General features: G+C 33.7%; 11 protein-coding genes and 1 tRNA gene. 6 read left to right on the plus strand and 6 right to left on the minus strand.

The window, feature by feature from the left end; all coding sequences use genetic code 11:
- Positions 1–13 precede the first annotated feature (13 nt).
- The 5 genes from BUA46_RS12355 to proS all read right to left on the minus strand — a co-directional run bounded on the left by BUA46_RS12355 (position 14) and on the right by proS (position 3,486).
- Positions 14–601: a YceI family protein gene (locus BUA46_RS12355; protein ID WP_019388766.1), complete on the minus strand. Its 588-nt coding sequence runs from the start codon at positions 599–601 to the stop codon at positions 14–16.
- Between the two features lie 339 nt (positions 602–940).
- A complete protein-coding gene (locus tag BUA46_RS12360; RefSeq protein ID WP_019388764.1) occupies positions 941–1,300 on the minus strand; it encodes a hypothetical protein in 360 nt (119 codons plus the stop codon).
- Between the two features lie 186 nt (positions 1,301–1,486).
- Positions 1,487–1,738, minus strand: coding sequence for a 30S ribosomal protein S20 (rpsT, locus tag BUA46_RS12365; RefSeq protein WP_019388763.1), 252 nt, complete (start codon positions 1,736–1,738; stop codon positions 1,487–1,489).
- Between the two features lie 27 nt (positions 1,739–1,765).
- Positions 1,766–1,837: transfer RNA gene (locus tag BUA46_RS12370), tRNA-Glu, on the minus strand.
- 170 nt (positions 1,838–2,007) lie between these two features.
- On the minus strand, positions 2,008–3,486 hold the full coding sequence (gene proS, locus BUA46_RS12375) for a proline--tRNA ligase (RefSeq protein ID WP_019388762.1): 1,479 nt from the start codon (positions 3,484–3,486) through the stop codon (positions 2,008–2,010).
- A 96-nt stretch (positions 3,487–3,582) separates the two neighbouring features.
- Between proS and BUA46_RS12380 the strand changes: the two genes are divergently transcribed.
- The 6 genes from BUA46_RS12380 (at position 3,583) to yidD (ending at position 9,385) form a co-directional block, all read left to right on the plus strand.
- Positions 3,583–4,737 (plus strand): hypothetical protein, encoded by a 1,155-nt coding sequence (locus BUA46_RS12380; protein ID WP_019388761.1) that lies wholly within the window; start codon positions 3,583–3,585, stop codon positions 4,735–4,737.
- 30 nt (positions 4,738–4,767) lie between these two features.
- Entirely contained in the window at positions 4,768–6,270 is a 1,503-nt protein-coding gene (locus BUA46_RS12385; RefSeq protein WP_026010156.1) for an OmpP1/FadL family transporter, read from the plus strand.
- 174 nt (positions 6,271–6,444) lie between these two features.
- Positions 6,445–7,122 (plus strand): GTP cyclohydrolase I FolE, encoded by a 678-nt coding sequence (gene folE, locus BUA46_RS12390; RefSeq protein WP_019388759.1) that lies wholly within the window; start codon positions 6,445–6,447, stop codon positions 7,120–7,122.
- Positions 7,123–7,210: 88 nt separating this feature from the next.
- Positions 7,211–7,573, plus strand: a complete 363-nt coding sequence (locus BUA46_RS12395) for a four helix bundle protein (protein WP_019388758.1) — start codon at positions 7,211–7,213, stop codon at positions 7,571–7,573.
- A gap of 13 nt (positions 7,574–7,586) precedes the next feature.
- The gene (cysS, locus tag BUA46_RS12400) at positions 7,587–9,068 is read left to right on the plus strand and encodes a cysteine--tRNA ligase (protein WP_019388757.1); all 1,482 of its coding nucleotides are present in this window, start codon (positions 7,587–7,589) and stop codon (positions 9,066–9,068) included.
- A 95-nt stretch (positions 9,069–9,163) separates the two neighbouring features.
- Positions 9,164–9,385 carry a membrane protein insertion efficiency factor YidD gene (yidD, locus tag BUA46_RS12405; RefSeq protein WP_026010155.1) on the plus strand — a complete coding sequence of 74 codons (222 nt, stop codon included), beginning with the start codon at positions 9,164–9,166 and terminating at the stop codon, positions 9,383–9,385.
- Positions 9,386–9,545: 160 nt separating this feature from the next.
- Here the strand turns inward: yidD and BUA46_RS12410 are convergent.
- Positions 9,546–11,336 (minus strand): T9SS type A sorting domain-containing protein (locus BUA46_RS12410; protein ID WP_143148133.1); only part of this gene is annotated, 1,791 nt, incomplete at its 5' end.

Raw genomic sequence — 11,336 nt, forward strand, 5'->3', positions numbered from 1 at the left:
TTGATTGTAAAAATTATTTATAAATTGATGTGAATTTAATTGTTAAGTCATTTCCGGTAGTTATTGTACCAAATAAAGCTTTTGGTGGATCTATGTTATAATCAGTCATTTTAATAGCCTTCTCGCCCTTTAAAGTTATTTTACCATCTTCGATAAAGAGGTCAAAATCTATAGGTGTAAGCTTTTTAGTATCTGTTATTGTTAAGTTCCCTAAACTTTTTATTAAAAATTTTCCAGCGCCTTGGTTTATGATTTCTTTAACTTCAACAAGCTCATAGCTTATTGATTTATACTTATCTGTTTTCAGAGCCTTATAAGTATTCTTGTCCATTGAGCCTTTACCGCTTTTAAGACTTTCTGCTAAAACTTTAAAACTGCATGATTGAAGTTCTCCTGTTTCTAGGTTTGTACAAATAAGTTTCCCACTTTTATTTTCAGCAGTAACATGCCAATCATGTAAACTTGAAGTACCATAAACGGCTAATGTAGATTCTTGATTATTTAAACTAAACTCTTGTGCTTGTATTAAATTAGGAAGTAAAAAAATTAAAGCTATTAATCCAATAATCTTTAATTTATCAGCTATTATTAAATTATTCATATTATTACTTTTGTTAATTCTATGCAAATTTCATTGTAATACTCATGTGATTTTATGACAATTGTCATATGTTATTTAAATCCTGATTTAGGTCATAATACGAATGATAAAGAAAGAATTTTTATATAATTTTGATTCTCATTTAGCAATTCTGAAAAGATTCAAATTAAGATCGAAAAAACTTATAAAACCAGAACAAATAAAAAATCTAAAAAAGATTTAGAATCTTACCACATCGATCGAGTACTTTAATATGCTCAATCAAATTCCAAATGAAACAAAAAAAACCTCGACAACAAATGTTGTCGAGGTTTTACTTTATTAATAAAATCTGTTTATTTAGAAATCATTTAGAAGATCTCTATACTCTTTCAAATCGGCTATATTACCTTTATTGTTTAAATTCTTTAACAACGAAATTAAGTATTTAAGGCTTTCAACGGGATCGTTATCACCACTTACCACATCACCATCTTCTTCTATAGGCTCATCATCAAGAATAGGTATTAAGAAAGATTCATTCGCTTCAATATGCTCGTAAGTTAATCGTAATACTTTTACAACTAAAGGAATTTGTGCTTCTAAAGCATAACCTCTTAAGGTTTTAAGATTTTCTACTAAGCCTTCTGTATTAATCCCAGTCTTGTCTAGGTTTTTAAGAATTTTATCAATTAATTTCTGTGCTTCTTTATTTTCCAACGGATAAGATGATTTAATTTATACTTTCAGTGAAATGCAAATTTAAATTTTAGAAGTCAATTTAAGACACTTTTCTTCGTTTTTATTCCAATTAAAACAACTTTAACTTAAATAATAAAATTTAATGATTAAGTATAAAAAAAGCCTCTCATTTCTGAGAGGCTTTTAATTATTTTAAACTTTAAATTAAAGTGCAGCTATATGTTTAGCTAAACCAGATTTTAGGTTAGCAGCTTTGTTAGCATGAATAATGTTTTTCTTTGCTAATCTATCTAACATTGAAACAACCGATGGAAATAAAGCCTCAGCTTCTTTCTTATCAGTTAACTCACGTAATCTTTTTATAGCATTACGAGTCGTTTTGTGCTGATACTTATTCACTAAGCGTTTTGCTTCGTTGCTTCTAATTCTTTTTAATGCTGACTTATGATTTGCCATTTTGTTTTTTTCTTAATTTTTTAATTGTAGCCCGTAGGGGAATCGAACCCCTCTTACCAGGATGAAAACCTGGCGTCCTAGCCGATAGACGAACGGGCCATTTGGTTTGAGTCTGCAAATATAAATACTTAAATCTATACTTACAATATCTTTCAAATAACTCACAACGTTTCCATTGCGGATGCAAAAATACAACTATTTTTAAATGTTGCAAGAGGTAGATAATCTTTTTTTAAAAAAAATTTTACTTACCTCATTTTCAGCACTAATTAATACGCCTTTGCGAACAATACTCTACGTTTTGAAGGGTTTCCTGAGTACACACAAACACCCGGCTCTATTTTTCCTTCTAAAGGAATACACCTAATTGTTGCCTTTGTAAGCTCTTTAATTTTATCTTCAGTCTCATTTGTACCATCCCAATGCGCAGAAATAAAACCTGTTTTAGATTCTAAAACTGTTTTAAATTCTTCAAAATTATCAACTTCTGTTATATGTGTATCTCTAAATTCTAGTGCTTTATTAAATAAAGAATCTTGTATTTCTTTTAATAATAATTCAATTTTATCATTCAAATCTGATAATGCCACAACTTCTTTGGTTAGCAAATCTCTACGTGCTAACTCTACAGTACCATTAGCTAAATCTCTTGCTCCTATAGCAATTCTAAGTGGTACACCTTGCAATTCGTGCTGCGCAAATTTAGCTCCAGGTCTGTGTGTAGTTCTATTGTCATACTTAACAGAAATATGTTTGGCTCTTAAATCTGAAATAATCTTATTTGCTACCTCTGTTATAGCATTTAAATCGTCTTCACTTTTATATATAGGAACAATAACCACTTGATTTGGTGCCAAACTTGGAGGTAAAACCAATCCGTTATCATCGCTATGTGTCATTATTAAGGCGCCCATTAATCGAGTTGATACACCCCAAGAAGTTGCCCAAACGTAATCTTGTTTTCCTTCTTTATTAGCAAATTTCACATCAAATGCTTTTGCAAAGTTTTGACCGAGGAAATGCGATGTTCCTGCTTGTAACGCTTTACCATCTTGCATTAAAGCTTCAATACAATAGGTTTCATCTGCACCTGCAAAACGCTCGCTCTCTGTTTTTAAGCCTTGAATAACCGGAATAGCCATGAACTTTTCAACAAAAGTGGCATAAACATTATTCATTAATTCGGCTTCAGCCAATGCTTCTGCCTTTGTTTCGTGAGCAGTATGCCCTTCTTGCCATAAAAATTCAGCCGTTCGTAAAAATAAACGTGTTCGCATTTCCCAGCGCACTACATTAGCCCATTGATTAATTAATAGTGGTAAATCTCTGTAAGATTGTATCCATCCTCTGTAGGTATTCCAAATAATAGCCTCACTTGTTGGTCTTACAATAAGCTCTTCTTCTAACTTCGCTTCAGGGTCTACTCTCAATTTTCCTGGTTTGTCAGGATCATTTTGTAATCTATAATGGGTTACTATGGCGCATTCTTTGGCAAAACCTTCGGCATTTTTTTCTTCAGCTTCAAATAAACTCTTAGGTACAAACAACGGAAAATAGGCATTTTGATGCCCAGTTTCTTTAAACATTCTATCTAATTCTGCTTGCATTTTTTCCCATATTGCATAACCATAGGGCTTAATTACCATGCAACCTCTAACCGCCGAATTCTCCGCTAGGTCTGCTTTAACGACCAATTCATTATACCATTTTGAATAATCCTCTGCTCTACTTGTAAGTTTTTTGCTCATATTTTTGTTTTGGCACAAATATTGTGACTATTGTAAATAAAATAGTTTAGCAAAACTAACTATTTTTGTTATGTTCAACAATAAAATTATCGAGATATGCAATTTAACAACTACCTTAAACGAAAAGTGCCATTTGTAGCCCTACTTGGCCTGCTATTTGGCTTAGCTTCATGTGGATCTTACCAATATGTTGGAGTAGACAGTGATGGAATTTATGGTGATACATATACACCACCAAATACGGAGGCTGTTGTTAAAGTGGAAAACGAAGCAAATAGTAATTATTATAAGGACTATTTTAAAACGAAAGCCATAGAATCTGAAAATATTTATGCGGGCGACGAAATCTTTACAGATATTGATGCTTATGAAGGTCCTAACTATGTTGAAAATGACACCCTAACCAATGACTATCAAGGATATGCCGGATGGGGACAAGATAGCAACAATATCACCATTAATTATATAGACAACGGATGGAACAACTGGGGTTGGAACGGAGGTTTTGGCTTCGGATGGAATCGTTGGAACCGTTGGGGCAACAACTGGGGTTGGAATAACTGGGGTTGGAACGGTGGCTTTTATGGCGGCTGGAATACTTGGGGATACTATGACCCATTCTGGTGTCCACCTTATTATGGTGGTTTTTATGGTGGTTGGGCATTTAACAATTACTGGGGTTACAACAGAGGATTTTACAACCGAGGATTCTACAATCGTGGATATTATAACAACAGAGGTTACAGAAATAATGTGTCTTACAGCAATAGTCGAAGAGGTAGCTACTATGCAAGTAATGCTAGAAGCTCGAACAATAACTTAACGCGAAGAAACTCTGTAACTACTCAAGGTAGAACAACTTCAAAATACAATACATCGCGTCGAGGAAGTGTTGCTTCAAATGCTAATTCCGCTACAACTACGAGAAGAACGTACAACCCTAACGGAACACGATCATCATCAGGAGTGGTAAGACGTTCAACAGTTGCGAGAACACCTTCTTCTAATTCAGCAGTAAGATCATCAGCTTCAACAGCAAGAAGAAGCTCAAGTTCAGTTTATGGTCAATCGTCAAGAAGTAGCTCAAATTCTGGTACATATAGAAGATCATCTTCGTCTAGTAACAATAGAAGTTATTCACCAAGATCTAGTTCTTCTAGTTCTAGGTCAAGTTCTGCTTCTCGATCATCATCAAGTAGTAGAAGTTCTGGAAGTAGCTCGAGATCATCAAGTGGTGGTAGAAGACGTTAATCCTAATTTATTAAAGAGAAAATTCAAGATATGAAAAAGTTAAATTTACTGTTCATAGGTTTACTATCTATGTCTACAATTTACGCGCAAGATATAAGTGATGCCGTAAGATTTTCACAAAGTGAAATTCAAGGAACTGCCCGTTTTAGAGCATTAAGTGGTGCTTTTGGTGCCTTGGGTGGTGATATGAGTGCTGTTAGTGCAAACCCAGCTAGTTCTGCCGTTTTTAGCAGAAGTCATGCTTCTTTTTCTGGCTCAAACGTTGATTTAGAAAATAATGCCAATTACTTTAACAGCTCTACAAATACAAATACTTCTGATTTCAATATTAATCAGGGTGGTGCTGCGTTTGTATTTGCAAACCGAAATAACAATTCGCCTTGGAAAAAATTCACCCTAGGTATTGCTTATGAAAGGACTAACAATTATGATGATGTTTGGAATGCAGTTGGAACCAATACCAACAATCAATCTATAGACCTCTATTTCTTAAACTACGCAGATGGTGTAAGGTTAGGAGACATCTCCTTATTAGATGGCGAGTTTATTGAGGATGCCTATGCAGATATCGGTAATGTTTTCGGCTTTGCACATCAACAAGCCTTTTTAGGATATCAATCATTTATTCTAGAACCTGACGCTGATGATGATGAAAACACTACATATTTTTCAAATTTAGTTGATGGTACATTCGATCAAGATTACCTATATACAAGCACCGGTTATAACGGAAAAATCTCATTTAACCTTGCAGCCCAATATGAAGACAATCTTTATTTGGGAATCAACTTGAATTCACATTTTATTGATTTTCAAAAAAGTACCTCTTTAATGGAGGATAATGCCAACGGAGGGTCAATAAACTTTATTGATTTTGATAACGCATTGTCAACAACTGGAAACGGATTTTCTTTTCAAATTGGTGGTATCATGAAATTATCGCCAGAGTTTAGAGCTGGATTGACATACGACTCACCTACATGGTATTCTATTGATGAAGAGGCCTCACAATTAATTGAGACAAATCAATCGGATTCTGATATGGACTTTATAGGAAGTATTGTAAACGTTTATCCAAGATACAAACTACAAACACCAGCGAAAATCACAGGTAGTTTAGCATATGTTTTTGGACAACAAGGACTGATAAGTTTTGATTATTCTAAAAAAGATTATGGCAAAACGAAGTTTACTCCAGAAAATGATTATTCAAATTTAAATAACGCCATAAGTGAAATTTTAACTGATGCAGCAACTTACCGTTTTGGTGCCGAATACAAGCACGAACAATTCAGTTTTAGAGGTGGTTATCGTTTTGAAGAAAGCCCATACGCAGACGGGATTACGGTAGGCGATCTAACCGGCTTTTCTTTAGGACTTGGATACAACTTCGGCAATACTAAATTAGACATTACATATGATAAATGGGAGCGTACAGATTCAACACCACTATATAATGTTGGTCTTATTGATACGGCTTCTATAGACAGATCAAATTCTAATATAACCCTATCATTAGGATTTAATATTTAACACATTTTGAAACTAAAGGTATAAAGCTTGAATCAAAACGTTCAAGCTTTTTTTTATTATGCTGTAATTTCAACTTAAAACAGCAGACTAAGTCTAATATTAATTATTTTTAAACTGCAATTATAGCAAAACAGAAATGCTTATCTTTGCAAATTAAATTTTGAGCTTTTAATCATGAAATTTGATAACAACTTGGAAGATTTTGATGCCTTAGGAAATGAGCACATTGGTACTTCTGAAAATACACCAATGCGAAATGATGCTTTTAAACTTTCTAACGAAGAAAAAATAGACATTATAAAAGATGACGTGCGTCACATCATGGAAACTCTTGGATTAGATTTAACAGACGACAGTTTAAAAGGAACGCCTAATCGTGTTGCTAAAATGTTTGTTAAAGAAATTTTTGGTGGCTTAGATCCTAATAAAAAGCCAAGTGCTTCTACTTTTGAAAATAAATACAAGTATGGAGAAATGCTTGTTGAAAAAAATATAACTGTATATTCAACTTGCGAACATCATTTGTTGCCAATAGTTGGGCGTGCTCATATTGCTTATATATCTAACGGCACCGTTGTTGGGTTATCTAAAATGAATCGAATTGTTGATTATTTTGCAAAACGTCCGCAAGTACAAGAACGTTTAACAATTCAAGTTGTAAGAGAACTTCAAGAAGTTTTAGGTACTAAAGATGTGGCTTGTGTAATTGATGCTAAACACCTTTGTGTGAATTCTAGAGGTATTCGAGATATAGAAAGTAGCACGGTAACTTCAGAATTTGGAGGAAAATTCAAAGATATGGCTACTCGTCGTGAATTTCTAGATTACATAAAATTAGATACTAAGTTCTAAGATGTTTGATGTTTAGTCGTAAAGCTGTTAAGTTGGATAGAAATAATCAACTTTACTAGTACACGACATACAACTAAACTTTTAAAAAATGCATGTATATTCTTTTGAAAAGTTAGACGTTTGGAAAGAAGCTATTAAATTGGCAGCAAAAACTTATCAAATTACAGAATTATTTCCAAATGAAGAAAAATTTGGACTTACCTCTCAAATGAGAAGATGTTCTGTTTCTGTTTCTTCAAATATTGCTGAAGGTACTGCAAGATTAACTCAAAAAGATAGAGCACACTTCATGACTTTAGCTTATAGTTCCGCTCTAGAATTATTAAACCAAGCATTAATATCAAAAGAACTTGGATTTATTTCCGAAGAAAACTTTAAAAATATTAGATTTGAAGTGGAATCTATTACTAATAAGATTAACTCATTACGAAATCATTTTCTAAAGTCCTAACGACTTAACAGCTATGCAACTCTACGAAGAACAACAGATTAAATTATATAACTCACTTACCGGCAAAAAAGAACTTTTCAAACCTATAAACGAAGGTTACATAGGCATGTATGTTTGTGGGCCTACTGTATACAGTAATGTACATTTAGGTAACGTGAGAACTTTTATGTCTTTCGACATGGTATTTCGCTATCTTAAGCATTTAGGCTATAAAGTAAGATATGTTAGAAACATTACTGATGCTGGACATTTAGAAAATGATGCTGATGCTGGTGAAGATAAAATCACAAAAAAAGCGCGTTTAGAACAGATTGAACCTATGGAAGTTGTTCAGCGCTACACTGTCGATTTTCATAATATTTTAAATACACTAAACTTTTTACCTCCAAGCATAGAACCTACAGCAACAGGACATATCATTGAGCAAATCGAGTTAATAAAAAATATCATTGATAATGGTTTTGCTTATGAAGTAAACGGATCGGTTTATTTTGATGTACACAAGTTTAACGAAACCAACGAATACGGTAAATTAAGCAAACGAAAGCTTGAAGACTTAATTCATAATACACGTGAGTTAGATGGTCAAAGTGACAAAAAAAATCCACAAGATTTTGCGCTTTGGAAAAAAGCCGAACCTCAACATATTATGCGCTGGCCTTCCCCTTGGAGTGATGGTTTCCCTGGATGGCACCTTGAATGTACTGCCATGAGCACCAAGTATTTAGGTGAACAATTTGATATTCATGGTGGTGGAATGGATTTAAAATTTCCGCATCACGAATGTGAAATAGCACAAAATGAAGCGGCTAAAGGTAAAAGTCCCGTAAATTATTGGATGCACGCTAACATGCTAGAGCTAAACGGTCAACGCATGTCTAAAACTACAGGAAACACTGTAAATCCTGACGAACTCTTATCGGGAAAAAACAAATTTTTCAGTAAAGCTTACTCGCCGAGTGTTATAAGGTTTTTTAATGCCATGTCTTCTTATCGAAGTGTATTAGATTTAACCGATGATGGTTTATTAGCTAGTGAAAAAGGGCTTCACAGATTAATGGACGCCGTAAATCTATTAAGTGATTTAAAAGCTTCAAACTCCTCAACTTTAGATATTCAAGTATGGAAACAGAAGTGTTATGATGCGATGAATGATGATTTTAATTCACCAATCTTAATTGCTCATTTATTTGAAGCAGCGAAATATATCAATCAAATAAAAGAAGGTTTTGAAACTTTAAATGCTGAAGATTTAGCGTTACTAAAAAACACTATTAACGATTTTGTTTTTGATGTTCTAGGACTCAAAAATACAAATGAAAGCGATTCTGGAACCGATAAACTTGCAGGAGCTGTAGATGTGTTAATTAAATTAAGACAAGACGCAAGAGCCAATAAAGATTTTGCACTTTCTGACAAAATACGTGATGAATTAGCTGCAGTTGGTATTCAACTTAAAGATGGTAAAGACGGTACGACTTTTTCAACAAATTAAGAATGTTTGTCGGTTCTAGTGCAGTTGAGAATTATTTTATCATTAAACGCAAAAAGTAGGTTTCGACTATGCTCAACCTGACAGACTAACACAAAATGAAAAAACTTCTCATTGCACCGTTTTTGATTCTGATAAAAGTGTACCAAACACTTATATCTCCACTGACGCCTGCGACTTGTAGATACCATCCAACTTGTTCACAATACAGCAAAGAAGCTTTACAGAAACATGGGTTGATTAAAGGAGGTTGGTTAGCGTTAAAACGTATTTTTAGTTGTCATCCTTGGGGAGGTTCCGGCTATGATCCAGTGCCTTAAAATCAAGACGGCTTTAACTTTTTCCTCCAGTAAACACAACTGTTCATAAACATTTTTCTGCTCGTAGAATTGAAATGCCTTCTTGAGAGACAATAAAATAAAACAGGGTCTCAAAATCAATTAAAACCCTGCTTATTATAAATTATCTTATTTAAATTTCCTAATGCTTAATAAGTTTTACAATTTTAGTAGCATTACCTTGAGTAACTGTTACAAAATATAATCCAGCTTCCAGCGTTGCCCCAATTTTATAATCCCTATTTGGAATACCCGTTTTAAAGGAAACTAATCTGTTATTTAAATCAAAAACCTGGATATACATTTTATCAACCGTGTTTTTAGATTTTAATTTAAGAATAAAGTAATCGTCCGATGGATTTGGCCATGATACTAATTCTAAGCTGTCAAATAACTCCTCTGCTAATGGTTCTGTAGCCTTACTACTAGTATTACCTAAACTAAATCCACTATGGACTTTAAGATTCCCCCCTGTAAGTTGCAATTCATCTGTAGCAATTCCAGTCCAATTACTTGAGTAAAGAAGTTCTCCTGACCCTTCATCGGTTAAATTAAATGCAATCGTATCAAATTCACCTGGTTCTCCTCTATCGGTCATATCTACTTTTAAAATTAGATTACCCCCTAAAGAAATTGTGTTTAAAGGATCTGTAATGTCTTTTAAATTAGATTTTGTTATGAATGTAGCAAATTGTGCATCTTCATCTGAAACATCAACACCTAAAGATTGTACGGCGTTACTTTTAATTTGATACACGTGTATAATGCCGTCATTCTCTAGTCTTCTAAAAATGACATTCATATGCCCTTTCAATTTATTTCCTTTTTTATTATACTTCACATTAAAACCAAAATTTGTTTTCAAGCCATCGGTTGAAGCATATTCACCAGCTGAAGCATTTGGTAATATGTAACCACCACCAGTGATGAAATCTCCTGTTGGAATATAAATAGTAACAACCGTATCATCTTCACTAGAATTTCTAATATAAAAACCAGTATCAACAATAATTCCTATTGTAAATGATTCGGATGTGTTATTTCCAGATATTGAAGTTGCCCATTCGTAGCTTACTGTACCCGTTACTGGGTCTATCAAATCGTTAACATCTAACCAACCAGAATCAAAAGTGCCTTCTCTATCTACAAACTTTAATCTTGCATTCAAAATATCTCCTTGGTATGGATCATAAAGCGTATTGCTAGGATTAATTGTAATATCCTGAATATTAGCACTAAGAATTACTGTAGTGCTTGTGCTATTAGCATTCGGTGTTGCCTGAAGCGATTGCCCCGTATAATTTACAATGGCATCTTCTTGAGTAATATCGAAATATTTGTTATCACTGCTACCAAGGTAACTAGCATCTTCAGTAAATTCAGCATTTACTGTATATATACCTGCTGGATCCTGAGTTAAAATTAAAGTTGTAGAAGCTTCACCACTTGTATTAGTGACTGCCGTTGTTGATTGTGACCCGATAGTGAATGTTATTGTTTTTCCTTGGACACCATCTCCAGATACATCATCAGTTAAGGTTGCAGATAAATCGACGCTATCCGAATATTGCTCAACTAAATCGCCATTATATGTTAATGTTGTTGGGCGTTTTATTACTTCAACAATTGTTGTGCAATCAGAGTCATTTCCATTAACATCTAACGCCGTCCAACTCATTGTATTTGTTCCTAAAGATAATTGGACTCCATCCATTAAAGACCCACTTGAACTAGGTGAGCCACCTGTATAAGTAATTGAAGCAATTTCACAATTATCTGTAGCCGTTGCATCAAACTCTGTTCCATCTACAGTGTAGTATGTTTGATAAGGGTCAATAAATCGCGTATCATTTGATGCACAAGTAATTATTGGTTTAATCTTATCTTCTACTGTTACCGTAGCTGTTTCACTGTTTACGTTACCATGAATATC

Source organism: Algibacter luteus (genome assembly GCF_900141715.1).
Classification (GTDB): Bacteria; Bacteroidota; Bacteroidia; order Flavobacteriales; family Flavobacteriaceae; genus Arenitalea; species Arenitalea lutea.

What these genes read in the sequence shown, in the direction of transcription:
- BUA46_RS12355 (WP_019388766.1), bottom strand. Translation starts at nt 601, where the DNA reads ATGAATAATTTAATAATAGCTGATAAATTAAAGATTATTGGATTAATA.
- rpsT (WP_019388763.1), bottom strand. Translation starts at nt 1,738, where the DNA reads ATGGCAAATCATAAGTCAGCATTAAAAAGAATTAGAAGCAACGAAGCA.
- proS (WP_019388762.1), bottom strand. Translation starts at nt 3,486, where the DNA reads ATGAGCAAAAAACTTACAAGTAGAGCAGAGGATTATTCAAAATGGTAT.
- BUA46_RS12380 (WP_019388761.1), top strand. Translation starts at nt 3,583, where the DNA reads ATGCAATTTAACAACTACCTTAAACGAAAAGTGCCATTTGTAGCCCTA.
- BUA46_RS12385 (WP_026010156.1), top strand. Translation starts at nt 4,768, where the DNA reads ATGAAAAAGTTAAATTTACTGTTCATAGGTTTACTATCTATGTCTACA.
- folE (WP_019388759.1), top strand. Translation starts at nt 6,445, where the DNA reads ATGAAATTTGATAACAACTTGGAAGATTTTGATGCCTTAGGAAATGAG.
- BUA46_RS12395 (WP_019388758.1), top strand. Translation starts at nt 7,211, where the DNA reads ATGCATGTATATTCTTTTGAAAAGTTAGACGTTTGGAAAGAAGCTATT.
- cysS (WP_019388757.1), top strand. Translation starts at nt 7,587, where the DNA reads ATGCAACTCTACGAAGAACAACAGATTAAATTATATAACTCACTTACC.
- yidD (WP_026010155.1), top strand. Translation starts at nt 9,164, where the DNA reads ATGAAAAAACTTCTCATTGCACCGTTTTTGATTCTGATAAAAGTGTAC.